The sequence below is a fragment of the Luteibacter sp. KNZ12-1A genome, from assembly GCF_056755675.1.
On sequence record NZ_JBPGXU010000031.1, the window covers coordinates 1 to 24469 of the forward strand.

General features: G+C 66.8%; 20 protein-coding genes. 14 read left to right on the forward strand and 6 right to left on the reverse strand.

The features are described 5' to 3' along the window. Nucleotides 1-253 precede the first annotated feature (253 nt). From ACR9ZJ_RS08710 to ACR9ZJ_RS08725, 4 genes are all read right to left on the reverse strand, one after another. Nucleotides 254-2002, reverse strand: a complete 1749-nt coding sequence (locus ACR9ZJ_RS08710; RefSeq protein ID WP_481287544.1) for a hypothetical protein — start codon at nt 2000-2002, stop codon at nt 254-256. Between the two features lie 103 nt (nt 2003-2105). After that, nucleotides 2106-3032 carry an aspartate carbamoyltransferase catalytic subunit gene (locus ACR9ZJ_RS08715; RefSeq protein WP_481281136.1) on the reverse strand — a complete coding sequence of 309 codons (927 nt, stop codon included), beginning with the start codon at nt 3030-3032 and terminating at the stop codon, nt 2106-2108. Then, nucleotides 3029-3460, reverse strand: coding sequence for a Holliday junction resolvase RuvX (ruvX, locus tag ACR9ZJ_RS08720; RefSeq protein WP_481281135.1), 432 nt, complete (start codon nt 3458-3460; stop codon nt 3029-3031). Before ruvX ends, ACR9ZJ_RS08715 begins: the two co-directional genes overlap by 4 nt. A gap of 12 nt (nt 3461-3472) precedes the next feature. Beyond that, the gene (locus tag ACR9ZJ_RS08725; protein ID WP_306851623.1) at nt 3473-4039 is read right to left on the reverse strand and encodes a YqgE/AlgH family protein; all 567 of its coding nucleotides are present in this window, start codon (nt 4037-4039) and stop codon (nt 3473-3475) included. A 92-nt stretch (nt 4040-4131) separates the two neighbouring features. On the opposite strand from ACR9ZJ_RS08725, the gene ACR9ZJ_RS08730 reads away from it, so the two are divergent. Beyond that, the gene (locus ACR9ZJ_RS08730) at nt 4132-4458 is read left to right on the forward strand and encodes a hypothetical protein (RefSeq protein WP_481281134.1); all 327 of its coding nucleotides are present in this window, start codon (nt 4132-4134) and stop codon (nt 4456-4458) included. Between the two features lie 192 nt (nt 4459-4650). Here ACR9ZJ_RS08730 and ACR9ZJ_RS08735 read toward each other — a convergent pair whose 3' ends face one another. Both ACR9ZJ_RS08735 and gshB read right to left on the reverse strand, forming a co-directional pair. Beyond that, nucleotides 4651-5511 (reverse strand): cell envelope integrity TolA family protein, encoded by an 861-nt coding sequence (locus ACR9ZJ_RS08735; protein WP_481281133.1) that lies wholly within the window; start codon nt 5509-5511, stop codon nt 4651-4653. After that, nucleotides 5508-6449, reverse strand: coding sequence for a glutathione synthase (gene gshB, locus ACR9ZJ_RS08740; RefSeq protein ID WP_481281132.1), 942 nt, complete (start codon nt 6447-6449; stop codon nt 5508-5510). The genes ACR9ZJ_RS08735 and gshB overlap by 4 nt, the downstream gene beginning before the upstream one ends. 312 nt (nt 6450-6761) lie before the next feature. Here gshB and pilG point away from each other — a divergent pair, with 312 nt between their 5' ends. The 13 genes from pilG to ACR9ZJ_RS08805 all read left to right on the forward strand — a co-directional run bounded on the left by pilG (nt 6762) and on the right by ACR9ZJ_RS08805 (nt 24462). Then, complete coding sequence (gene pilG / locus ACR9ZJ_RS08745) at nt 6762-7118, forward strand: twitching motility response regulator PilG (RefSeq protein WP_371022263.1); 357 nt, start codon at nt 6762-6764, stop codon at nt 7116-7118. 36 nt (nt 7119-7154) lie between these two features. Then, nucleotides 7155-7529, forward strand: coding sequence for a response regulator (locus ACR9ZJ_RS08750; protein WP_306851614.1), 375 nt, complete (start codon nt 7155-7157; stop codon nt 7527-7529). 7 nt (nt 7530-7536) lie between these two features. Then, nucleotides 7537-8082 carry a chemotaxis protein CheW gene (locus ACR9ZJ_RS08755; protein WP_481281131.1) on the forward strand — a complete coding sequence of 182 codons (546 nt, stop codon included), beginning with the start codon at nt 7537-7539 and terminating at the stop codon, nt 8080-8082. A 176-nt stretch (nt 8083-8258) separates the two neighbouring features. Continuing rightward, nucleotides 8259-10298 carry a methyl-accepting chemotaxis protein gene (locus ACR9ZJ_RS08760; RefSeq protein WP_371022111.1) on the forward strand — a complete coding sequence of 680 codons (2040 nt, stop codon included), beginning with the start codon at nt 8259-8261 and terminating at the stop codon, nt 10296-10298. Nucleotides 10299-10302: 4 nt separating this feature from the next. Continuing rightward, complete coding sequence (locus ACR9ZJ_RS08765; RefSeq protein ID WP_481287545.1) at nt 10303-16461, forward strand: Hpt domain-containing protein; 6159 nt, start codon at nt 10303-10305, stop codon at nt 16459-16461. Continuing rightward, the gene (locus ACR9ZJ_RS08770; protein ID WP_481287546.1) at nt 16454-18172 is read left to right on the forward strand and encodes a chemotaxis protein CheB; all 1719 of its coding nucleotides are present in this window, start codon (nt 16454-16456) and stop codon (nt 18170-18172) included. Before ACR9ZJ_RS08765 ends, ACR9ZJ_RS08770 begins: the two co-directional genes overlap by 8 nt. Further along, nucleotides 18169-18639, forward strand: coding sequence for a chemotaxis protein CheW (locus tag ACR9ZJ_RS08775; RefSeq protein WP_481287547.1), 471 nt, complete (start codon nt 18169-18171; stop codon nt 18637-18639). The genes ACR9ZJ_RS08770 and ACR9ZJ_RS08775 overlap by 4 nt, the downstream gene beginning before the upstream one ends. A gap of 247 nt (nt 18640-18886) precedes the next feature. Then, nucleotides 18887-19084 (forward strand): hemin uptake protein HemP, encoded by a 198-nt coding sequence (gene hemP / locus ACR9ZJ_RS08780; RefSeq protein WP_306851602.1) that lies wholly within the window; start codon nt 18887-18889, stop codon nt 19082-19084. A 90-nt stretch (nt 19085-19174) separates the two neighbouring features. Next, nucleotides 19175-19735 carry a hypothetical protein gene (locus ACR9ZJ_RS08785; RefSeq protein WP_481287548.1) on the forward strand — a complete coding sequence of 187 codons (561 nt, stop codon included), beginning with the start codon at nt 19175-19177 and terminating at the stop codon, nt 19733-19735. Between the two features lie 167 nt (nt 19736-19902). Then, nucleotides 19903-21174 carry an efflux RND transporter periplasmic adaptor subunit gene (locus ACR9ZJ_RS08790; RefSeq protein WP_481281122.1) on the forward strand — a complete coding sequence of 424 codons (1272 nt, stop codon included), beginning with the start codon at nt 19903-19905 and terminating at the stop codon, nt 21172-21174. 14 nt (nt 21175-21188) lie between these two features. Continuing rightward, on the forward strand, nt 21189-21899 hold the full coding sequence (locus ACR9ZJ_RS08795) for an ABC transporter ATP-binding protein (RefSeq protein WP_481281121.1): 711 nt from the start codon (nt 21189-21191) through the stop codon (nt 21897-21899). A gap of 30 nt (nt 21900-21929) precedes the next feature. After that, entirely contained in the window at nt 21930-23237 is a 1308-nt protein-coding gene (locus ACR9ZJ_RS08800; protein WP_481287549.1) for an ABC transporter permease, read from the forward strand. 10 nt (nt 23238-23247) lie between these two features. Beyond that, nucleotides 23248-24462: an ABC transporter permease gene (locus tag ACR9ZJ_RS08805; protein WP_481287550.1), complete on the forward strand. Its 1215-nt coding sequence runs from the start codon at nt 23248-23250 to the stop codon at nt 24460-24462. Nucleotides 24463-24469: the final 7 nt, after the last annotated feature.

Genomic DNA, 24469 nt, shown 5'->3' on the forward strand with positions numbered 1-24469 from the left:
GCTTGTGGGCTGCTGTGGTGGGACCCGACCGTGGCGGCGAGGGGTGCTTGCCGTACCGGGGCCCGCTGCCGCGGTATCGCCTACAAGGTCGGCCCCCACAATGGGGTTTTCGTGTGAAACACCCGACCGCTTCCCTCGCCGCACCAGCCCAACGCGATGGCGAAGCCGAGCCGAACGAAGCCCAGACACGCGCGAAGAATCAAAAAAAAGCGCCCCACCAGGGGGCGCTCGTTTCTTGCTCGGTGACGATCGCTTACTTGTATTCGACGGCGCCCGAGATCACCAGGCCCTTCTCATCCATGTGCGCTTCGCCGCCGACCTGCACGATGCGCGCGGCCTGCGCTTTCATCGCGTCGAACTGGACCTTGGAGCGCTGGGCGGCCGCGGTCTGCGTCGCCTGGTCGTCCGGAGCGCCATCCGCGCCGGAGGCGTCGTCCATCGCCTTGGCATAGGCGGTCGCTTTCTCGGCCATCACATCGACCCATGCGCGATACATATCGCCATTGAGGTGCAGGCGGTTGAGCCGGCCGGCATCGCCGATCGGACCCATCAGCATGTCGTCGAGCTTGGCGTCCTCGCCTTCGCCCAGGCCCACCACGATCGCCTGTCCGTTCATCGCCGCCCAGCCCGGCATGCCGAGCATGCTGCCGATGTTCGGCGGCAGCGGTGCGGGCTTGCCGTCGCCGGCGAGCTTGAAGTCGCCACCGAACATCGCCTGGCCCATCGCCAGGAGGCCGGCGGGGTTGCGCGTGGCAAGCAGGACTCGACCGGTGAAGGTCGGCATCTGCTGACCCGCCGCGGCCGGCTTGAACGAATCCAGCACGATGCGCACGCCCCGGATGTCGCCGAACGGGGGAATCGCCGCCTGCTGCATGGTCGAGCCGAGCTTGGCGAAACTGTCGTTCATGTTGACGAAGGCGGGGCATTCGAACGGCTTGGCCGCCACGGCCTCGGACTGCGCGGTGAAGAACGTGCGGATCTGCTCGACGGGCAGCGCGAGGCTGATGTCGAACGGTGCGCTGGCGTCCTTGCCCAGGCCCGGCAATTCCACCTTCAGGCCCGAGAAAGCCTTGGCGATGTCGTCGGCCAGCGCCACGTCCACACGCTGCTCCTGATGGTGCAGGTCCAGTCGCGTGTAGCCGAAGCTGAGCGACGGCACGCGCGCCGCGATGCGCGAGGCTTCGGCCTGGCAACTCGGCGGCAGTTCGGGCACCGGCTCACCGGTCTTGGCGGACTGATGCTTGAGGAACGCGGAGAACAGGGGATCCTTGCCCGCGGCCACCAGCGGCAACAGGCGGACGAGGTCGACCTGGCCGACCGCGTAGTCCTTGTATCCCTTGTCCTTGGCGAGGTCGGCGAGGCGGCCATCGTCCTGCAGGCTCTTTTCCGGGCGATCGACGCCCAGCGCCTGGCGGACCAGCGGCTGCGCGGCATCGGCGGGGAGCAGGGAGACGACGGCCTGCTTGCCCACGGTCGCGATCACCAGCTGAACGCCGGAATCGGACAGGGTCACGTGGCGATAGGCCTGGCCACCCGCGTCGGCGGTGTCCAGCTTCTTGCCGTAGGCGGTTTCGAGGCGGCCCACGAAGGCCTCCCAGGCGGACGGATCGGCCAACGCCACGCGCGCCACGGGGCTGAGGCCGAGGCCATAGATGGCCGAGCCGGTCTTCACGTCCAGGCCCATGTTCTTCAGCGCCGCCTCGGCGGTCTTGCCGTCGAACTCGGCGGCGAAGGCCTTGAGCAGGCGGGCACCTTCGGCGTTGCCCTTGGTTTCGAGGTCCTGCGCGACGGATTTCATCTGCGCGACCTGGGTCGGCAGTTCGTTATTGGCCTGCGAAATCATGGCCTCGTAGGCATCGTCGTCGAGCTTGTCGAGGTTCGACAGCACGTAGGGTGTGTCGGCCGGCACGAAGGCCAGCGGGGCGTCCTTGTCCTTGTGGCCGCAGGCCGCCAGCAGCACGCTGGCGACGCCGAGCGCGATGAGTCGCTTCGTCGGTCGCATTCTGTATCCCGTTGTTTGGTTGGTCCCTTGGTACGGCCATTATGCCGGAACCACGCCGCCGCCACGCGCCCCCACGGCAGGAGAGGCGCAAATTCCTACGGGCCTATCGGCCCATGACCTCGGCCAGCACCGCCATCCGCACGAATACGCCGTTGCCGACTTGCTCGAGGATGCGCGACTGCGCCCCGTCGGCGACCTCCGGGGCGATCTCGATCCCGCGGTTGATCGGGCCCGGGTGCATGACCAGGCAGCCCTTGGCGGCGAGGGCGAGGCGCCGGGTATCGAGGCCGAAACGTTCGAAATAGGCGGCTTCGTCGGGCAGGTCGGTCGAGGCCATGCGCTCCTTCTGCAGGCGCAGCATGATGATGACGTTCGCTCCTTCGATGGCTTCGTCGAAGTCCTCGTGGTAGGTGACGTTGTCCAGCTCGCCCTCGGTGGGCAGCAGCGAGGACGGCCCGACGAGGCGTATCTCCTTCGCGCCCAGGGCCGTGAAGGCATGCACGTCCGATCGCGCCACGCGTGAATGGCGCACGTCGCCGCAGATGGCGATGCGCAGCTTGCGGAAGTCCGGGTGATGGTTGCGGATGGTCAGCGCGTCGAGCAGGCCCTGGGTAGGATGGGCACGGTTGCCGTCGCCGGCATTGACCACGGCGACCCCGCTCATCGCGTGGCGGACCAGCGACTCCGGCGTGCCCGATTCCTTGTGCCGGACGATGATCGTGTCCAGGTGCATGGCTTCGAGCGTATGCAGCGTGTCGAACAACTCTTCGCCCTTGGCGGTCGACGAGAAGCCGATGTCGAAGTTGATCACGTCGGCACCGAGGCGGCGTGCGGCGAGTTCGAACGACGTGCGCGTACGCGTGGAAGGCTCGAAGAAGAGGTTGAGCACCGTGCGGCCGGCGAGCAGGTCGAGCTTTCGCGTTCCGTGCGCGGTGGCTTCGCGCATGCTGTTGGCGCGGTCGAGGATGCGCTCGATGTTTTCGCGCGGCATGTTCTCGAGGGTGGTCAGGTGGCGCAGGCGTTGTGTCATGACGTCCCCAAGGTGGTTATAAGGTAGGACTCGAGAATGACCGCCGCCGCCTCGGCATCGATCGACTTCGCGTCCGAACGTTTGCGGGTGCCCGCGGCGCGGCCGGCGGCGAAGCGCCGGGCGGCCTCCTGCGAACTCATGCGTTCGTCGGCGAACGCCACCGGGAGGGCGTACCGCTGGCCGATGCGCTCGGCGAAGCGCCGTGCCGTGCGGGTCATCGGTTGCTCCTTGCCGTCGTTGTCGAGCGGCAGCCCCACGACCAGTTCCGCCGGCAACCACTCGCGACGCAAGGTGTCCAGCGCATGCCAGTCGGGCTCGCCATCGCGGACGGGCACGGCCGCCAACGCACGGGCGGTGCCGGTCAGGCGATTGCCGACGGCGACACCCACGATCTTCGTTCCGACATCGAAGCCGAACAGGCAGCTCATCGTGCCCCTGGCTCAGGCGTGACCGGCGTAGCCGGCCAACTGGGAGGGGTCCTGCACGCCAAGCTTGCGTGCGGCGGCGACCCAGCGTTCGTCGATGGGGGTGTCGAAGATGATGTGTTCGTCCGCGCGCGTGGTGAGCCACGCGTTGTCCATCACTTCCTGCTCGAGTTGCCCGGCGTCCCAGCCGGCGTAGCCGAGCGTGACGACGGCGCGGCGCGGGCCTTCGCCCGCGGCCATGGCCACGAGGATGTCGCGCGACGTGGTGACCGACCAGTCGTCGTTCACGCGATAGCTGGAATCCCAGTTGCCCGGTTCGCGGTGGAGGACGAAGCCGCGTTCCTGCTGGACGGGGCCGCCGATGAGGACGGGGTAGTCGGCGATCTCCGGGTCGTCGCACTGGAGTTTCATCTGGGCGAGGACGTCGCCCAGGCGGTACTCGGATATCTGGTTGATCAACAGGCCGACCGCGCCGTCTTCGCCATGCTGGCAGAGGAAGGCGACCCCGCGCGCGAAGGGCGGCTCGGCCAGCGTGGGCATGGCGATGAGGAATTGCCCCGCGAAGGTATTGGCGATCGTCATGGCTGCATTGTAGCCGTTACGAACATGAGCCGTGTGCGAATGTTCAGTGCGTCGCGCTTACCGTGTGCGCACGATCACAAGGAGATGGCATCGTGCGAAAAGTAATGTTTATCAAGGGTTTCGTGCTGATTTCCGCCGGCTTCGCCGGGGTTGCGCCGGCCTCCGCGCCGGGCGCCTGGAAGGACTACGACCAACGGCTGACCAGCGCCTGCATCGCGGCCAGCGGCCTGAAGGATGCGAAGCCGGTGGGCGCTCCGATCCGGTACGACGACCGGGTGCCGGTCACGGCGCTGGTGCTGGCCGGGCGTTACCCACAGAAGCACATGAACAACCGGCCGGGGCGGGAGTTGTGCGTGTGGGATCGGAAGGCGGGGAAGGCGTATGTGAGCGAGGCGGACCAGTTGTTGCCGGCACGTTGAATCGCCGACAGGGTCGGCTCCCACACGTCATCGGGAAACCCGCCCGACCCGGCGGGAGTCCACCCATCTGGCGGGAACCCACCTACCCGGCGGAAGCCTACCTATCTGGCGGGGACCTACCTATCTGGTGGGAGCCGACCCTGTCGGCGATGGCTCGCAACCCCTGTGGGAGCCGCCTTCGTCGGCGACGGCTCAGTAGTTGCGCAACACATTCCCCGGCAGGAACTGCCAGGTACGCGTGATATACAACTCGTCCACCCGGGCCTTGTCCGAAGGCAGGGCGGGGAAGGGCGCGGCGAGGCGGACGATACGCTGGGCGGCGTCGTCGAGCAGCTTCTGCCCGGAACTCTTGATCACATCCATGCTCTTGATCGATCCATCGCGGTTCAGGCCCACGGTGAGCACCAGTTCGCCATGCAGCCCCTGGCGCCGCGCCTCGTCGGGATAGTTGAGGTTGCCCACGCGTTCCACGCGGCCGACCCAACCCTTCATGTAGGCGGCGTAGGCATACTCGCGCGTGTTCGAGGAGATGAACTTCTTCTTCGGGCGCTTCGCGTACGCCTGCGACTGGTCGCGGACCTCGGCCGCCAGCTTCGCCATTTCCAGCTTGCGCTGCGCCTCGTCGTCGGAGACGGGCAGGGGCCGTTCCTTTTGCTCGGTCTGTTCACGCTTGGTATCGACCGCGAAAGCCGTCTCGCCCGAGGTGGTGAGGAGTGGGTCCGGCGTGGCCTCGCGTGGCATGGGCGCACGGGCCTCGGTGGGTTCGGCCGCATCGCCGGGGTTGCGCGTGGGCAAGGGGCCGGATGCGCGTTCCGACGGGCGGGCGGCCTTGTCCCGGTCGCCACCGCCCGAATTATTGGCCTGGGCGAGGAAGTCCGCCTTGTCCGGCGCTTCCTGGTTGGCGACGTCCACAAGGGTGACATCGAGCGTGGGCACGCTCGGTCTGGGCTTCTCCGCCTCGAAGGTGATGCCGAGGATGACGACACCGTGCAACAGCAGCGAGAACAGCAGGGTCGCGCCGAACAGATCGGCGCCGGTGGTGCGGGTCGTCATCGGGCCTCGATCGCGTCGAACATCAGCCCGGCGATGTTAATGCCGAAGCGGGCGTCCAGTTCGCGCACGCCTGTCGGAGATGTGACGTTGATCTCGGTCAGGTAGTCGCCGATCACGTCCAGGCCGACGAAGCGGAGCCCCCGGCGGACCAGTTCCGGGCCGACCTGGGCGGCGATCCAGCGGTCGCGGTCGGACAGGGGGATCCCCTCGCCCTTGCCCCCGGCGGCCAGGTTGCCGCGGAACTCGTCACCCTGGGGGATGCGGGCCAGCGCGTAGGGCACAGGCTCGCCGTCGATCAGCAGGATGCGTTTGTCGCCGGCGGTGATCTCGGGGATGTATTTCTGCGCGATGGCGAAATGGCGGGCGCCGTCCAGCAGGGTCTCGAGCATGGAGTTGAGGTTGCTGTCGCCGGCCTTGACGCGGAATATCCCGCGCCCGCCCATGCCGTCCAGCGGCTTCAGCACGGCCTCGCCATGGCGGGCGACGAACTGCTTCAGTTCGTCCCGGTCGCGCGAGACCAGGGTCGGCACGATGCACTGCGGAAAGTCCAGGGCGAACAGCTTCTCGTTGCAGTCGCGCAGCGAACGTGGGTCGTTCACCACCTTGCAGCCCGCCCGCTGGGCACGTTCCAGCACCATGGTGTCGTAGACGAACTGGGGGTCGACCGGCGGATCCTTGCGGGCCAGGACGATGTCGACCTCGCCCAGCGGACGCCACACCGGTTCACCGAGGGTGAACCAGCCGGAGGGATCCTCCTTCACGGTGAGCGGGCGCAGGCGTGCCCATGCCTCGCCATCGCGCAGGGCGAGGTCGCCCTGTTCCATGTAAAGCAGGGCGTGCCCACGGCGGGAGGCCTCCAGCAGCATGGCGAAGGTGGTGTCCTTGGCGATCTTGATGGCGCGGATGGGGTCCATCAGGACGGCGACGGAGAGCGGCATGGAGATGTCCCGGTAGGCAGGAAAGGTGCCAAGTCTAGTCAAGGCGGGCAGAATTGGGGCGAATTCGGCAGGCGGAACTTTTCCTTTAAGAACAATTCATCTTGACGGCGCCCCGGCCAACCATTAAACAGCGGACGGGAGGAACGCCGAAGAGCGGACCGCTGGAGCCATGGGTTCCGGACATCGACCTGGCGCACGGAATAGTCGGCACGAAACCGGCTATCCTGCGACGGGATTTGCGGTTTTTTTGCGTGGCACGGGGGCGCAGTGAACGAAAACGGACGTGGTAACGACCTGACCGGGTTGCGGGTCATGGTCATCGACGATTCGAAAACCATCCGACGCACGGCCGAGACCCTGCTGAAGAAGGAAGGCTGCGACGTACTCACCGCGGTCGACGGTTTCGAGGCCCTGGCCAAGATTTCCGACCAGAAGCCGAACATCATCTTCGTCGACATCATGATGCCGCGCCTGGATGGCTACCAGACCTGCGCACTGATCAAGAACAACGCCCAGTTCCGCGGCACGCCGGTGATCATGCTGTCCTCCAAGGACGGCCTGTTCGACAAGGCCCGTGGCCGCATCGTGGGCGCGGAGCAGTACCTCACCAAGCCGTTCACCCGCGACGAGCTACTCGGCGCGATCCATCGGTACGCGAAGGCGAACTGACCGAACACCACCGCTAGACGACGTCCAGGGGGACGTGTGGCAAACATTCTCATCATCGACGACTCGCCCACCGACGTCCGCGTGTTCACCACGCTGCTCGAGAAGGCGGGTTTCTCCGTTTCCAGCGTCGACAACGCCGAGGCCGGCCTCGATCGCATCCGTGCGAACAAGCCCGACCTGGTGATCATGGACGTGATCATGCCGGGCATGAACGGTTTCCAGGCCACCCGTACGCTGAGCCGGGACCCGGCGACGGCGGACGTGCCCGTGGTGATGATCACGACCAAGTCCATGGAAACCGACAGGGTGTGGGGCCTGCGCCAGGGCGCCAAGGCGTTCATCACCAAGCCGGTGAACGAAAAGGAGCTGCTCTCGACCATCGCCAGCCTCCTGCCGAACAAGACGCATTGAGGGCGCCATGAGCGAGAACGCCTCCCTTACGCCTTTCGAACTCCTCGCCCGCTACGAGAGGGCGTGTCTCGCCCACTCGGCGGACGCGCCCGAGCGCGTGGACACCCTGGGCCTGTGGCGAGGCATCGGTTTTCGCGTGGGCCGCCGCGCCTTCGTCAGCGGCATCGAGGAAATCAACGAATTGCTGGCCGTGCCGCCGCTGACCAACGTGCCCGGTACGCAGCCGTGGCTGATGGGCGTGGCCAACGTGCGTGGCAACCTGGTGCCGGCGATCGATCTTGGCCGGTTCCTGTTCGATGAACGCACGCCGTCGTCGGAGCGCACGCGCTTGCTGCTCGTGCGCCAGCATGGCGGCACGGTGGGTCTGCTGGTGGATGAAGTGTTCGGCCAGCGTACGATGGACGAGACGCAGCGGGGCACGGGCGAGGAAGAGCACGATCCGCGGCTGGCGCGCTTCGTCGCGGAGAACGTGCAACTGGGTGAGCAGAGCTTCGGCTTGTTCAGCATGAGCCGGCTGGTTCGTGCGCCGGATTTCAGGCAGGCGGCGTTGTAAGGCGCCTCATTGGGGGAGGGGGACGGCCGGGTGGCTGGCCCCTGACAGGATAGGTGGAGACGGCATGGCCGGCTTCGCGATGGGAACGGAGGGGCGGTCAGCGCGACCGCTTCGTCTTGCCGGCGGCCTCGTCGAGGCGCCGGTGGCTAGCTTTGCCAGGTTTGGGTGAGGTGGATATGAGCACGACAGCAGGCGGCGCAGGCCGGGAACGCGGGTACACGATCGTCATCGTGTTCCTTCTCCTGGCGATCGGTTTGGCGTCGGTCGACTTCTGGTGGCTGAACAACAAGAACGGCGAGGACCGCGAGGCCATCGCGCTGACGACCCAGGTGCAGGTGCTTTCGCAGCAGACCGCGAAGTACGCACTGGAGGCGTCGGACGGCAATCGCGATTCGTTCCGTGAGTTGTCGGCCACGCGAAACACGATCGATTCGGCCGTGCAGCGCCTGGTCAAGGGCGACGACAAGACCGGCATGCCGGCCTATGCCGACGCCAGCGCCAACGCCGCGCCCGCCGGTCGCGCGATCGGCGCGCTGGCCAATGCCTGGCACCAGCTCGACGCGGACATCGGCAAGATCCTTTCCAACAAGGACCTCGTGCTGTCCTCGGGCGAACGCGCCGATCTGTTCTCCAAGCAGATGCCGCTGTTGAACGCGCGCACCGACGAAGTGTTGAACATCGTCCAGCAGAAGAACGCCTCGGTGGAGCAGACCTTCACCATCGCGCGCTGGATGCTGATGGCCGACCGCATGATCCGCCGCGTGCAGGAGATCCTGCAGGGTGGCGACGGTGCCCAGTCGGCGGCGGATGGCCTTTCCCGCGACGCGCAGCTCTACGGCGCGGTGTTGAAGGGCCTCATCGACGGCAATCCGGACGGCGGCGTGCGTGCCATCAGCGACGCCAACGCGCGCAAGATCCTCGAAGGCATGCAGACCTCCTGGACGGAACTGGTCGATCCAGTCGGCCAGCTGGTCACCGCCTCGCCGAACCTGCAGGACGTGAAGCGCGCCGGCAACCAGGCTTCCCTCGATTCCCAGACGGTGCTGCTCCGCGCCAACGAATCGGCCGAGCAGATCGCCAAGCTGCCGCTGACCCGCCTGTTCCCGAACGTGTGGTGGGGCCTGCTCGGCGCCATCGGCGCCGTGCTGTTCGCCCTGCTGCTGGTCTACAACCTGGTGCGCGACCAGCGCCGCCGCTTCGAGACCACTTCCGACCTGAACCAGCGTAACCAGACCGCGATCATGCGCTTGCTGGACGAGATGGGCACGCTCGCCGAAGGCGACCTGACCATCAAGGCCACCGTCACCGAGGACATCACGGGCGCCATCGCGGACGCCATGAACTCCGCCGTCGACGAGATGCGCAACCTCGTCACCACCATCAACGAGACCGCGGTGCGTGTCTCCGCGGCGGCGCAGGAGACCCAGGCCACCGCCATGCACCTCGCCGACGCGGCGGAGCAACAGGCGCAGCAGATCACCTCGGCCACCTCCGCGATCAACCAGATCGCCACCTCGATGGATACGGTGTCGAAGGATTCGGCCGAATCGGCCGACGTGGCCCAGCGCTCGGTGCAGATCGCCTCGCGCGGCGCGGAAGTGGTGCGCGAGACCATCCAGGGCATGGACTCCATTCGCGACCAGATCCAGGAGACGTCCAAGCGCATCAAGCGCCTGGGTGAGTCGTCGCAGGAAATCGGCTCGATCGTGGAACTCATCAACGACATCGCCGAGCAGACCAACATCCTCGCCCTGAACGCGGCCATCCAGGCGGCATCGGCCGGCGAGGCGGGCCGCGGCTTCGCGGTGGTCGCGGACGAAGTGCAGCGCCTCGCCGAACGTTCGGCGAGCGCGACCAAGCGAATCGAGACCCTGGTCCAGACCATTCAGTCCGATACCAACGAAGCGGTGAGCTCGATGGAACAGACCACCGCCGAGGTGGTCGCGGGCGCACGACTGGCCGAGGACGCGGGCACGGCGCTGGGTGACATCGAGCGCGTGTCGAACGACCTCTCGGCGCTGATTCAGAACATCTCCGCGGCGGCCCGCCAGCAGTCCGCGGCGGCCACCGACACCTCGGCGACGATGAACGTCATCCAGGAGATCACCTCGCAGACATCGCTGGGTGCCAGCCAGACCGCCGAGTCCATCGGAAACCTGGCCCAGCTCGCGAACGACCTGCGCCTGTCCGTCGCGAACTTCAAGCTGCCGGGCTAATGCAGTGAGACTCCAAGACCATACCGATTTCACCACGCTGCACTGGGTCAAGGCCGAGCTCGACGACGCCTTGTCCAAGGCACGCCAGGCCCTCGAATCCTACGTCGAGGACTCGCGCGACGCCTATGTCATGCACACCTGCGCGGCGGACCTGCACCAGGTCCACGGCACGTTGCGTATGGTCGAGCTCTATGGCGCCGCGATGGTCGTCGGCGAAATGGAGCAGCTGGTCGCCGCGCTGATCGACAACCGCGTCGTCCACCGCGACGACGCCTATGCCGCGCTGATGCGCGGCATGATGCAGATGCCCGATTACCTGGAGCGTTTGCAGAGCGGTCACCGCGACGTGCCCATCGTGCTGTTGCCGCTGCTCAACGACCTGCGCGAAAGCCGGGGCGAGCAGTCGCTGCACGAGTCCGCCCTGTTCACGCCCAACCTCGACACCATGCTTCCGGCGACGGCGCCCGGCGCCGCCCATCCGGGGGTGGCCGAGGCCCATCGCGCCGAACTGGGCGACCTGCGCGTGAGGTTCCAGCAGCAGTTGCTGGCCTGGTTCCGCGGGCAGGGCAACGAACGCCAATTGCTGGGCATGCGCGCGACGCTCGACAGCCTCGCCGCGCGTTGCTACACGATCGCCGGGCGGCGCCTGTGGTGGATCGCCGCCGGCGTGTTGGAGGGTCTGGAGCGCGGCGTGTTGCGCGCCCACGAAAAAGACGTGCGCCAGCTCATCGGTCGCGTCGACCGCTCCATTCGCGAGCTCGTCGACGGCGGCGAGGAAGCGCTGCAGAACGGCGATTCCGACGAACTCGCGCGCAAGCTCCTGTATTACGTCGCCCAGGCCAAGCCGGGCAGCGAGCGTATCGAGGAACTGCGCCAGACCTACCGTCTCGATGGCCTGCTGCCGCAGGCCGCCGAGCTCGAGCACGCCCGTGGCTCGATGTCCGGCCACAACCGTGCCCTGCTCGACACCGTGTCGGCGGCGATCAAGGACGACCTGCTGCGGGTGAAGGAAGCGCTCGACCTGTTCCTGCGCCGTCCCGATGGCGACCCGGCCCAATTGGGCTTGCAGACCGACGTACTCGATCGCGTGGGCGACACGCTGGGCATGCTCGCCCTGGGCGTGCCGCGCCGTGTCGTGGGTGAGCAGCGCCGCATCCTCGGCGAGATCGCCACGGGAGCGCGCGCGCCGGACGAGGAATCGTTGCTCGACGTCGCCGGCGCGCTTCTCTATGTCGAAGCGTCGCTGGACGACCATATCGAACGCCTGGGCGCGGAGGGCGAACATCCCTCGTCGTCGAGCGACCTCGGCCCGGCACCGCTGCCGCGCAGCGAGGCGCGGCACATCCTGGCCACGCTCATGCGTGAAGCCACCGCGAATACGTCCAAGGTGAAGGACGCGATCGTCGGGTTCGTCGAATCGTCGTGGGACCACGAACAACTCGCTGGCGCGCCCGAATTGATGGCCGAGATCGGCGGTGCGATGCGCATGCTCGGCGCGGCGCGTCCGGCCGAGCTGGCCGACGGCATCGGCTTGTTCATCCATCGTGAGTTGCTTGGCGACCGCCGCGTGCCGAACGGTACCCAGATGGATCGCCTGGCCGATGCGCTGGCCGCGCTCGAGTACTACCTCGAAGCCGCGCGCGAGCACCGTGGCGGACTGGAACACATCCTCGACGTGACCCAGCAAAGCCTGGCCGAACTCGGTTACTGGCCGGTGCCGGTGGACGGCGAGGGCAACGAGGCGCTCGGCGAGGGTGCGCTCGAAGAGATCGAGGCGGCGGCCATCGAGCATATCGCCGTGCCGTCGACCAGCGTCGATGCAGGCGAGACGGTATCCAGCTTCGCCGACAGCTTCGATCTCGTCGACGAGCCGCCCACCGACGAAGAGATCGCCGCGGCGTCCCGCGATGCCGGCGCCGTGCCGGTGCCTGCCGCGGCCGTTGGCGAGGAAGACTGGATCGAGATCGAGGAAGAGGTCGAGCAGGACGTCGGCGGCCACGGCATGGCCGAGTTCGCCGGCTTCCAGATCACCGTGGATGGCATCGACGACGAGATTCGCGAGATCTTCCTCGAAGAAACCGATGAGGAAATCGCCAATCTCCGCGCCGGCCTGGGCCACTGGTTGACCGACCCCGAACGCAGCGATGCGCTGGTGCCCATCCGCCGTTCGTTCCATACGCTGAAGGGTTCGGGCCGTCTCGTCGGCGCACGCCTGCTGGGCGAGTTCGCCTGGAAGGTCGAGAACATGCTCAACCGCGTGCTCGACGGTTCGATCGGGCCGCATGAAGGCGTGCAGGCGCTCGTGCGTCATGCCGTCGAGGCATTGCCGCAACTCAAGGCCGCGCTCGAGGGCGATGCCACGCCAGGCGCGCCGATCGCGGCGATCATGGAAACCGCGGACCGCCTGGCCATGGGCGACGTCGCCTTCGTCGAGGACGTCGCGCGCAGTTCCATCCACCGCGTTCGCAGCAAGGTCAAGCGCCGCGTGCCGCGCGACACCATCGCCGCGGTGCCCACGGCGGGTTTCGCCGCCTATGGCCAGGCGCCGGCGCCGGTGGAAGACAGCGCTGCATCGGTGGAGGCCGCGTTCAGCGAGCCCGCCTATGTCGCGCCGCCGCTGCCGCCCGTGGATTCGGTCCTGCTGGACATCCTGCGTACCGAAGTGGCGCAGTATCTCAACGTGATTCGCGCCAACCTGGCCCGCGCCGGCGATGGCGAGCTTCATGTGGACGACGCCCTGCTGCGGGCCGTGCATACGTTGCACGGTGCGATCGGCATGGTCGACATCCCCGTGCTGATCCAGGTGCTCGCGCCGCTGGAGGGCCTGGTCAAGCGCGTGCGCGCCACGGGCCTGCCGTTGAGCAAGGAAGGCGTCGATGCGCTGACCGACACGGCGGACCTGGTCGATCACGTGATGGAACAGTTCGACGCGCCCGATCCGCGCGTGCCGGACGTGGCATCGCTGGCCGCGCGCATCGTCGCCCTGCGCGACGAGCAACCGGAAGCGACGGTTGCGCACATCCTGTACGAGCCCGATCCGCTGCCGCTCGATGACGAACTCGCCGAAGATGAATCGCCCGTCGACGCGGGCTCCGTCGAGGCGTCCGCGGAAACGGCGGAAGCCTATCTGCCGGAGCAGGCGGAAGCCACGACCGTTCCGTCGCTCGACGAGGCGTTGATCGCCGACGAGATCGCGGAAGAAGAAGGCGAGCTTCCCGGGATCGAGCTGGCGCCGGTCGAACCAGTCGGTGGTGGCGACGACTTCACCGCCGAACTGCTGGCGTCGCTGGAGCGCTTCGAAAACTTCGAGATCGACAAGCCGGAAGGCGAGGTCAAGCCGATTCTGGCCTTCGACGCCGAGGAAGACGCCACGTGGCGTGCGCTGGTGGGCGAGGAGTCGGCCGAGCCATCGCTGCCGCAGCCGATGACGCATGACGGCGACGTGTTGCATACGGACGATGGGCTGGTCGAACCGCTCGTCGTCGAGGAAGAGATCGACGAGACGGTGTCGGAGGAGGAGGGGTTCGTTGCGGACGAACTGCTCGCTCCGCAGGAATCGCCGACAGGGTCGGCTCCCACCGCGCCTGCCGAAGCCGAGCTTCCCATCGAGCCTGCCGCCGAAGTCGAGTTGCCCAGCGAGACCGCCGGGCCCGAGGGTGTGTTCGAGCCGGTGGTCATCGAGGACCAGTCGCACGAGGCGCTGGCCGAGCCGGTGCATACGCCGGCCGACGAGCCGGTGGCGGCGCTGGTGCCGGAGCTGTCGCCTTATGCCGATATCGATCCCGACTTGCTCGAGGTTTTCATCGAGGAAGGGCGCGAGATCCTGGATCATGCCGATGCCGCGCTGGCGTCGTGGCGTGCCGAGCCGGAACAGGCCGAGCACGTGACCGCGCTGCAACGTGACCTGCATACCTTGAAGGGCAGTGCGCGCATGGCCGGCATGGCCGCGGTCGGCGACCTGTCCCACGCGATGGAAGCGCTGCTCGACGCGGTGGCCGGTGGCCAGCGCGAGAGCGACCGTCCCGCCATCGAGGCGACCGAGGCCGGCTTCGACCGCCTGCATGGCATGATCCAGAGCATCGCCCTGGGCAAGCCGATCGCCTTGACCGACGCGGATATCGAACCGTTCGCACGGCTTGCCGGCGCACCGATCGCACCCGACACCGTCACGGCCGAGACGTACCGCGAGGAACGCGAAGCCGCGATCGTCGAATACGCGCCGGTACTCCCCGAACCGATCCACGAGCCGGAGCCGACGCACGCGATCGAACGCGATCTGCCCGACCTCCTGCCCGAATTCGAGGAAGAGGAACTCCAGCGTGCCTCGCAGGAGCAGATCCGCGTCCGAGCCGACATGCTCGACACGCTGGTCAACCACGCGGGCGAGGTCTCGATCTACCGTTCTCGCCTGGAACAGCAGACGGCGAGCTTCCGTTCGGCGCTCACCGAGCACGAGCAGACGGTCAGCCGACTGCGAAGCCAGCTGCGCATGCTCGAGATCGAGACCGAGGCGCAGATCATCGCGCGTTATCACCAGGAGCACCGCGACACGGGCGTGGCGGCCTTCGATCCGCTCGAGCTCGACCGCTTCTCGCAGTTGCAGCAGTACTCGCGTGCACTGGCCGAGTCGGTATCCGACCTCGTGTCGCTGCAGACGATCCTCGACGAGTTGACCCGCCAGTCCGAGAACCTCCTGCTCCAGCAGCAGCGGGTGAACGCGGAATTGCAGGAAGGCCTCATGCAGACGCGCATGTTGCCGTTCGACGCGATGGTGCCGAACCTGCGCCGTACGCTGCGCCAGGCCGCCTCGGACGTGGGCAAGCGCGCGCAGCTCGTGGTGGAGGGTGCCAACGGCGAAATGGACCGCAACATGCTCGACCGCATCAAGGCGCCGTTCGAGCACATGTTGCGCAATGCCGTCGCGCACGGCATCGAACCGCCGGAGGCACGCGAGGCCGCGGGCAAGAACCCCGAAGGCACGGTACGCATCCAGGTGGCCCGCGAAGCCACCGAAGTGGTGGTGCGGCTTTCCGACGACGGTGCCGGCATGGATCGCGACGCGATCAGGGCCAAGGCGATCGAGCGTGGCCTGCTGCGCCCGGACGCCCGTGTATCCGACGACCAGATCTTCCAGCTCACCCAGGTTCCCGGTTTCTCCACGGCCGAGAAGGTCACCCAGGTGGCCGGCCGCGGCGTGGGCATGGACGTGGTCGCCAACGAGATCAAGCAGCTCGGCGGTACCCTCGGCATCGAGTCGCAGAAGGGCATGGGCACCACCTTCGTCATGCGCCTGCCGTTCACCCTCGCGGTGACCCAGGCCCTGATCGTGCGTATCGGCGAAACCAACTTCGCCATCCCGATGACGTCGGTGCATGGCGTGGCACGCGTGGCGCCGAACGAACTGGCCCACCGCATGGCCGACGACCAGCCCAGCTTCGAATACGTGGGTGAGGACTACGGCATCCACGACCTGCCGCAGTTGCTCGGCCTGCATGTCGTCTCGACACCGGACGAGGGCGACATTCCGCTCCTGCTCGCGCGGTCGGGCGACCTGCGCGCCGCGATCCGTGTCGATGCCGTGCTCGGTTCGCGCGAAATCGTGGTCAAGCCGGTCGGCCCGCAGGTGAGTTCGGTGCCGGGCATCCTCGGCGCGACGATCATGGGCGACGGTTCGGTGCTGATGATTCTCGACCTCGCGCCGCTGGTCCGCCACGGCGTGGCGCGCCGCGCGTTCGAAGCCGAGGCCCTGGTGCCGCACGCACCGCGTGCGCAGGACGAAGTACGCGTGAAGCCGCTGGTGATGGTGGTCGACGATTCGATCACCATGCGCAAGGTGACCGGCCGTGTGCTCGAGCGCCACGAGTTCGAGGTAATGACGGCGAAGGATGGCGTGGACGCGCTCGAAAAACTGAACGAGCGCGTGCCCGACCTCATGCTGCTCGACATCGAGATGCCGCGCATGGACGGTTATGAACTGGCGACGCAGATGAAGGCGGACGAACGTCTCGCGGGGGTGCCGATCATCATGATCACGTCGCGTACCGGCGACAAGCACCGCCAGCGTGCCTTCGATATCGGCGTGGACCGCTATATCGGCAAGCCATACCAGGAGAACGACCTCATCGTGCAGATCAACGACGTGCTCGGAGCCCATCATGGTTGATCGCGAGTCGCGGGTCGCGTTGTTGTTCGACGATGGGAGCCTCTCCGCCCACCTGCGCGACGCGCTCGTCGAGCAGGGTGCACGGATCGTCTACGAATCGGACCTCGGTTCGTTCGCGCCCGCCGAACTGGTCGGGTCATCGGCGAACGTCGTGGTCGTCGATCTGGACGACCCCAGCGATGCCGACCTGGATCGTCTCTACGACACGGTGGAAGGCGGGTATCCGCGCCTCGTCTTCAACGACGCGGATGTCAGCCGCAAGCTGGAAGGCTGGGACCGCGCCCGCTGGGCACGCCATCTCGCCGCCAAGCTCGTCGGCGAAATGGCCCAGGACCCGCCGCGCCCCGAAGATGCGCGCGAGATCGAGCCACGCGTAACCGCCATGGCCGGCGTCGCCGCGCCCGTCGAGGTCGTGCTCGACGAGCCGCTCGTGGACGACCTGGCGATCACCGGCAGTCATGGCTATGCGGAAACGCCGATGGCCGAGCCCGATGTGGCTACGGCCGTCCCGCCCTACGACGCGGCCGGCGTCGCCGATGAATTCACCGACGAACTGACTTTCTCCACGCCTTTGTCCGATGCCGACGCGGAAGACATGGATGCCGACCCGGCCGACCTCGCGGCGGAACTCGAAGCGTTGCTCGCCGATACCGACGCTGCCTCGCTCGATGAGTCCGATGGTCTCGATAGCCTGCCTTCCACGCCTGTGGAGCTGACCGAACTGGCGTCGCTCGACCTGTCCGGCTTCGAGGTGATCGAGGAAACACCGGCCCCGGCCCCCGCGCCCGAGAACGGATTCGATGCCGGCCGTTTCAGCCTCGAATCCATGGACGAGGCGTCGCCGGCGACGGTCGGGGAAACGCCCGCGCCCTTGCAGATCGAAGGGCGCGCGACCGAGTACGTGCCGCCGCCGGTGCCGGAGTGGGACCTCGTCGACCACGACACCATCGTGGCCGAGCCGGTGGCACGCGTCGCGGCGGCCGACTTCGGCATCGAAACCATCAGCGCCGCCGAATACCTTGCACAGGATGTCGTCGACGACGGCTCGCATGGGATCGAAGCGGGCTTCACCCTCGAACTGGTGTCGATGGAAGAAGCGGTGGCCCCGTCCACCGACGGACAGTTCTCCCATGAAATGTTCCTCGAGGCGGCGCCGCGCGCCGTGCGCCGGGTGATCGCGCTGGGCGGCGCGAAGGAAAGCGAAGCTTCGATCGCGGCCTTCCTTGCCGCGCTACCCGAGCGCCTTCCCGGGGTCTTGCTCGTGGTGGCGCACCACGACGGCGATTCCCAGGCGTTCGCTTCGCGCCTGGGCCGCGCGCATGTCGCCGGCGCTCGTCCGTACACCGCGCATGGCGAATGCCTCGTCGTGCCGCGCGGTTCGCACGTGCAGATCCGCCGCGACGGTAGCGTCACAGTACGCGAAGATGGCAGCGCGGCCAACGCGGCGGGGCCTTCGATCGACGGCATCCTCAGCACCATCGCCGGTGGCTTCGGCGCCGATGCGCTGGCGATCGTCTTCGCCGGGCGCGGCAACGATGCCGTCGCCGGTGCGCAAGCGGTATACGACGCCGGTGGCCGCGTATGGGTCGAAACCGTGCCGCCGGAGGACGAGGCGGGCCACATGGTCGCCGGCATTCGCGAAGAACGCGTGGCGGGCTATGCCGGCGATGTGCACGCGCTGGCGCAGAAACTGATCGAGGAATTCCCATGAGCGAGCCGTTACCGCGCGAAATCCGCTGCGTCCTGATTCCCAGCGGTGGCGTCCGCTTGCTGTTGCCCAACGCGGCGGTGGCCGAAGTGATCACCCTCGCGGGCGTGGAGCCGGTCGCGGATGCGCCGGCATGGCTGCTCGGCCGTATCGCCTGGCGTGGCTGGAGCATCCCGCTGGTGAATTTCGACCATGTGGCGAGCCTGGCCGACGATGCACCGCCCCAGGCGTCGCGCGTGGCCGTGCTCAAGGCCGTCGGCCATCGCCCGGACATGCCTTACATCGCGGTGCTCACGCACGGTTTCCCGCGCCTGACCACGCTCAACGCGGAACTGCTGCTGCCCACGCACGACGGGCATGAGCTGCCGTTCGGCGTACGCGCCCGCGTGCTGGTGCGCGACGACACGGCCGTGATTCCGGACCTGGAGCAGCTGGAAGAAACGCTGTCGGACATGCTGGCGGAAGCCTGAGCCAGCCCATGGGCGCATCCCGATAAACATGGGCGAATCCCGATAAAGACGCCCCGGTCGGAGCCACGCTTCCGTGGGAGCCGCTTCAGCGGCGATCCCGCGGCAGCGGGCCAGGTTACGACAAGCTCCCCTCGCCGACAGGGTCGGCTCCCACCTCAAGCGGCTCCCACAAAGCCGCCGTGGGGCTTGACGCGTAAGTGAGAATCATTATCATCAACTCCGCACCCTCAACCGCGGAGTCCCGATCATGCTGCTTCGAACGCTCCCCCTTTCCGACAACGGCGGCCGCGAAAAAGTCGTCCCGCTTCGTGCCGCGCCGGTGGCTACCCGCCGCATCGAGAGCACGAACCTGCTCGACGGTTCGCGTGAGCTCGTCATCGAGCACCAGGGCAGCGAATACCACCTGCGCCTGACCCGCAACGACAAACTCATCCTCACCAAGTAAACGCACCTTCTCCCCGACGCCAAGCCACGCGGATTCTCCCCGGACCGCCCAGCCAGGCATCCCTCGACCGCTTCGTCATCGGGAGACGCCATGTTCGGCTGGCTCGCATCCTTCGGCGTGCAATCGCGCGCCCGTTCCACCGCCACCACGCGCTGGCTCACGCTCGCGCCACGAACGCTGTTCGAGGGGCTGGGCCAGCTCGGCGGCGTGCTCTTCCTCGCCCCGCGCGACGCCTCCTGTAGCGGCCAGGACGAACCTCGCGGCTGTCTCGTGGAGTCCGCCGACCTGGCTCCCTTGCTGGCCACGCATCACGTGGGCCTTACCTGCACCGTTACCGCGGAAGGTCCACGCGAGTGGATGGACTGCGTAAGCGGGAGGGGCCACGTCCTGGCGCGCATCTACCTGCTTCCCGACACCGACTATCTCGCGTGGGACGGCTTGTTCGCGGATGCGTTGCCCATCGACGAGCCCGTGCATCGTGCACCGGACCGTGAATGGTTGCGCGCCTCGCGTGCCCGCATCCTATGTTTCACCCGCCGCCGGCTGGCCGGCTTCACCGTGCTCGGCGCCTGCGATGCACCCATCTCCTCGCTGGGCAGGGGTGTCGCACGCGACATCGCGGTATCCGAATCGGTGGGCATCGCCGTCTGAGTGGCGTGTCCCGTCCGGGCCTGTCCGCGGGCCCGAGTGTCCGGACATTCTGTCCGCGGACACATGTCTTTCGACCACGAGACGTTCTAAGTCGCTGATCGATTGACGGATTATGGCTTGGCACGCTGCTTGCTCGATATCCCCGCAAGCAGCCCAGGGAAGCCACCATGATCCGCGATACCTCCGCCCAGGACCGTCTCGTCGAAGTCCGTCCGAACCATCGCCGCAAGCTCGTCTATGCCGCGGCCGGCCTGGCGGCGATCGTCGCCATCGTGCTGGCGGTGCCCCGGATGGCCACGATGTTCTCGGCGGACTCCTCGGTCAGCGCCTCGCGCCTGTCCTTCGGTACCGTGACCCGTGGCCCCTTCGTCCGCGACATCGCGGCGGAAGGCAAGGTGGTCGCGGCGGTGAGCCCCACGATGTACGCCGCTTCGGCCGGTGCCGTGGTGCTGAAGGTGCACGCGGGCGACGTGGTGAAGAAGGATCAGTTGCTGGCCGTGATCACCAGCCCCGAACTGACCAGCAAGCTCGCCCAGGAGAAGTCCGCGGCGGATGCCATGGAAGTGGAGTTCCTTCGCGCCCAGATCGACGCGAAGAAGAAACGCTCCGAATTGCAGAAGGCCTTCGACAACGCCACCATCGACCAGACCGCCGCCGAGCGCGACCTCAAGCGCTACCAGACGGCCTTCGACAAGGGCGCCGTGCCGGTCGCCGATGTCGACAAGGCGAAGTCCACCCTGGACAAGGCGGCCGTGACCGCGAAGCACGCCCAGTCCGACCTCGCGATGGACAACGACAGCCTCACCTTCGACGTGCAGGCGAAGAAGCTCGCCCACGATCGCCAGGTGCTGCTGGTCAAGGACCTGGAACGCCAGGTGGAAGACCTCAACGTGAAGTCGCCGGTCGACGGCCAGGTGGGCCAGTTGTTCATCGCCGAGCGCGCGACCGTGGCCAAGGACGCCCAGCTACTCAGCGTCATCGACCTTTCCGCGCTGGAAGTGGAAATGAAGGTGCCCGAGAGCTTTGCACGCGACCTCGCCATCGGCATGCCGGGGGAGATCTCCGGCAACGGCAAGACGTGGAACGGCAAGGTCAGCGCCGTGTCGCCGGAAGTGGTCAACGGCGAAGTCGCCGCCCGACTGCGCTTCGATGGCGAGACCCCGCAACAGCTGCGCCAGAGCCAGCGTCTTTCGGTGCGCATCCTGCTCGACAGGCGTGACAACGTACTCACCGTGCAGCGCGGTTCCTTCGTCGACGAAAGCGCGGGGCGCTATGCCTTCGTGGTCAACGACGGCATGGCCGATCGCCGTGACATCCGTGTCGGTGCGAGCAGCATCGACAAGGTCGAGATACTCGACGGCCTGAAGGAGGGCGACAAGATCGTCATCTCCGGCGCCGACACCTTCGGCGACGCCAAGCACGTCGCCATCAGCCGCTAACAGAGGGAAAACCCATGCTCAAGATGACCCATCTCGCCAAGGTCTACCGCACGGAAGTCGTCGAGACCTACGCCTTGCGCGACTTCAACATCGACGTGAAGGAAGGCGAGTTCGTCGCCGTGACGGGCCCCTCCGGCTCGGGCAAGACCACCTTCCTCACCATCGCGGGCTTGCTGGAAACCTTCACCGGCGGCCAGTACCACCTCGACGGCGTCGAAGTGAGCCAGCTCGACGACAATGCCCGTTCGCGCATCCGCAACGAGAAGATCGGTTTCATCTTCCAGGCATTCAACCTGATCCCCGACCTGAACGTGTTCGACAACGTGGAAGTGCCCTTGCGCTATCGCGGCATGAAGTCGGCCGAGCGCAAGCAACGGATCATGGACGCGCTGGAACGCGTGGGCCTGGCTTCCCGCGCCAAGCATTATCCGGCGGAACTGTCGGGCGGCCAGCAGCAGCGCGTGGCCATCGCACGCGCCCTTGCCGGTTCGCCGCGCCTGCTCCTGGCGGACGAACCGACCGGCAACCTGGATACGCAGATGGCTCGCGGCGTGATGGAACTGCTGGAGGAGATCCATCGCGAGGGCGCCACCATCGTGATGGTCACGCACGATCCGGAACTCGCCGCCCGTGCGCAGCGCAACGTGCACGTCATCGACGGCCAGGTGGTGGACCTCGCGGAAGAACCGCGCTTCCACGCCCATGCCCACGTCGCCAATTCCTGATACAGCGTCCGCCGTTCCGGGGGGAGTCCCATGTTCAGTTACTACCTGCAACTCGGCCTGCGCAGCCTGCGCCGCAACCCGATGCTTACCGCCCTGATGGTGATGGCGATCGGCTTCGGCGTGGCCGCGTCCATGACCACGTATTCGGTGTTCCGCGCCACGGCGCGCGATCCGATCCCGCAGAAATCCAGCGTGCTCTTCAATACGCAGGTGGACGCGTTCGGCCCGGAGAACACCGAGAAGGGCGAACCGCCCGCGTCACTGAACTATAAGGACGCGACGGCCTTGCTCCGTGCGCACAAGGCGAAACGCCAGACGATCATCTATCCCGTGAGCGTCTCGATCATTCCCGACGATCCAGCGCGCTTGCCTACCCGCCAAAGTGCTTATGCCGCGGGTTCGGACTTCTTTCCGATGTTCGACGTACCCTTCATCCAGGGTGGCGGTTGGACGCCGGAGGACGACGAGAAGCATGCCAGCGTCGCCGTCATCACGAAGTCCGCGAACGACAAGATCTTCAACGGCGCCCAGAGTGTCGGCAGGCAGATCAACCTCGACGGCCGCCTGTTCAGGATCACCGGCGTCATCCAGGATTGGGCGCCGCAGCCGCTGTTCTTCGACGTGCCCAACACGGGTGGTTTCGACGAAGGCGCATCGGTCTACATCCCGTTCAATCGCGCGGTCGACTTGCAGATGGCCACGAACGGCAATAACAACTGCGTGGCCGAACCGGCGGAGGGCTGGGCCAACTACCTGCAGTCGGAATGCGTCTGGCTGTCGCTGTGGAGCGAGCTGCCGACGAAGGCCGATGTCGACGCCTATCGCAGCTATGTGACGGGGTACGCCGCCGAGCAGCAGCGCGCGGGCCGTTTTCGCTGGGCACCGAACGTGAGGGTCCGCGATGTCATGGACTGGCTCGATGTGCAGCGCGTGGTGCCACCGGAATCGCAGGTGTCCCTTGTCGTGTCACTCGGCTTCCTGGTCATCTGCCTGGTCAACACGGTGGGCCTGTTGCTGGCGAAGTTCATGCGTCGCGCTCCCGAGATCGGCGTACGCCGTGCGCTCGGTGCGTCGCGCAAGGACATCTATGCGCAGTTCCTCATCGAGGCTGGCACGATCGGCGTCGCCGGCGGCATCCTCGGGCTGTTGTTGACGGGTCTGGGCGTGCTTGGTGTCGGCCTGGTCTTCCCCGAACCGATCGCGCGCCTGGCGACACTGGACCCGGTCCTGATCCTGCTGACGCTCGTCGTCGCGATCGTGGCCTCCGTCGTCGCCGCCTTCTATCCCACGTGGCGCGCCGCACAGGTGCAGCCTGCCTGGCAGCTGAAATCCAACTGAGGACACGATCATGCAGATCAAGCCCATTCTCGCCGCGCTGCGCCGGCACAAGGCAGGCACGATCCTCATCGCCTTGCAGATCGCCCTGACCCTCGCCATCGTGTGCAACGCGCTGTTCATCGTCCACGAGCGCGTCGACCGGGTGAATCGAATCACGGGCCTGGACGAATCGAACCTGATCGCGGTGCAGAATCGCTACGTCGGCTCGCCTCCGAACTTCGTGCCGCTGATAAAGACCGACGTGCAGGCGCTGCGTTCGATCCCGGGCGTCGAGTCGGCCTATGCGACCAACGCCTATCCCCTCCGCCAGGGCGGTTGGTCGACGGGTATCCAGACCAAGCCGGATGGCACGAAGGACGGTTTGCCCACCGCCCTGTATTTCAGCGACGAGCAGACGCTGAAGACGTTGGGCGTGCGCCTGATCGCCGGACGCAACTTCAATCCTGGCGAGATCGTCACCGTGCAGCCGCAGCAGACGCCTGCGCCGCCGCAGGTCATCGTGACCAAGGCCATCGTCGACAAGCTCTTCCCGAAAGGTGACGGGCTGGGCAAGACGATCTATCTGTCGAAGGGCAAGCCGTCCACGATCATCGGCATCGTCGAGAAGCTGACCGTGCCGTGGACCGACTACGATCATATGGACAACGTAACGATCATGCCGGTGATCTTCAACAGCGGGTACCAGCATTTCCTGGTGCGTACCCGTCCGGGTGAGCAGGATGCCGTCTTCAAGGCCATTTCCAAGACCTTGTACGGGATCAACCGCATGCGTGTCCTGCCCGAGAAATCAGGCGTGCGCACGTACGACAAGATCCGCAGCCGCGCCTACGAGGCCGATCGTGGCATGGCCATCCTCATGAGCGTGGTCTGCGGCGTATTGCTGGCGATCACCGCCGCCGGCATCGTCGGCCTGTCCAGCTTCTGGGTCGGCCAGCGGCGCAAGCAGATCGGCGTGCGCCGTGCGCTGGGCGCAAGGCGCAGCGATATCCTCAGTTACTTCATGACGGAGAATTTCCTGATCGCGCTGGCGGGAGTCGTGTTGGGCGTCGTCCTGGCGGTGGGCCTCAGCCAGTGGATGTTCACGCACTTCGAAATGAAACGGTTGTCCTTCACCTACGTGTTGGTCGGTGTCGTCGTGCTGCTTGGTCTCGGCCAGGTCGCGGTGTTCGCGCCGGCGCTGCGTGCGTCGAAGGTGTCGCCGGTGGAAGCCACGCGCAGCGTCTGATACTGGG

Bases quoted from the DNA above. Each gene is read 5' to 3' on its own strand.
- hemP (WP_306851602.1), top strand. From the start codon at position 18,887: ATGCTGCTTCGAACGCTCCCCCTTTCCGACAACGGCGGCCGCGAAAAA.
- gshB (WP_481281132.1), bottom strand. From the start codon at position 6,449: ATGCCGCTCTCCGTCGCCGTCCTGATGGACCCCATCCGCGCCATCAAG.
- ACR9ZJ_RS08755 (WP_481281131.1), top strand. From the start codon at position 7,537: ATGAGCGAGAACGCCTCCCTTACGCCTTTCGAACTCCTCGCCCGCTAC.
- ruvX (WP_481281135.1), bottom strand. From the start codon at position 3,460: ATGAGCTGCCTGTTCGGCTTCGATGTCGGAACGAAGATCGTGGGTGTC.
- ACR9ZJ_RS08725 (WP_306851623.1), bottom strand. From the start codon at position 4,039: ATGACGATCGCCAATACCTTCGCGGGGCAATTCCTCATCGCCATGCCC.
- pilG (WP_371022263.1), top strand. From the start codon at position 6,762: ATGGTCATCGACGATTCGAAAACCATCCGACGCACGGCCGAGACCCTG.
- ACR9ZJ_RS08770 (WP_481287546.1), top strand. From the start codon at position 16,454: ATGGTTGATCGCGAGTCGCGGGTCGCGTTGTTGTTCGACGATGGGAGC.
- ACR9ZJ_RS08735 (WP_481281133.1), bottom strand. From the start codon at position 5,511: ATGACGACCCGCACCACCGGCGCCGATCTGTTCGGCGCGACCCTGCTG.
- ACR9ZJ_RS08785 (WP_481287548.1), top strand. From the start codon at position 19,175: ATGTTCGGCTGGCTCGCATCCTTCGGCGTGCAATCGCGCGCCCGTTCC.
- ACR9ZJ_RS08805 (WP_481287550.1), top strand. From the start codon at position 23,248: ATGCAGATCAAGCCCATTCTCGCCGCGCTGCGCCGGCACAAGGCAGGC.
- ACR9ZJ_RS08710 (WP_481287544.1), bottom strand. From the start codon at position 2,002: ATGCGACCGACGAAGCGACTCATCGCGCTCGGCGTCGCCAGCGTGCTG.
- ACR9ZJ_RS08790 (WP_481281122.1), top strand. From the start codon at position 19,903: ATGATCCGCGATACCTCCGCCCAGGACCGTCTCGTCGAAGTCCGTCCG.
- ACR9ZJ_RS08775 (WP_481287547.1), top strand. From the start codon at position 18,169: ATGAGCGAGCCGTTACCGCGCGAAATCCGCTGCGTCCTGATTCCCAGC.
- ACR9ZJ_RS08715 (WP_481281136.1), bottom strand. From the start codon at position 3,032: ATGACACAACGCCTGCGCCACCTGACCACCCTCGAGAACATGCCGCGC.
- ACR9ZJ_RS08795 (WP_481281121.1), top strand. From the start codon at position 21,189: ATGCTCAAGATGACCCATCTCGCCAAGGTCTACCGCACGGAAGTCGTC.
- ACR9ZJ_RS08760 (WP_371022111.1), top strand. From the start codon at position 8,259: ATGAGCACGACAGCAGGCGGCGCAGGCCGGGAACGCGGGTACACGATC.
- ACR9ZJ_RS08800 (WP_481287549.1), top strand. From the start codon at position 21,930: ATGTTCAGTTACTACCTGCAACTCGGCCTGCGCAGCCTGCGCCGCAAC.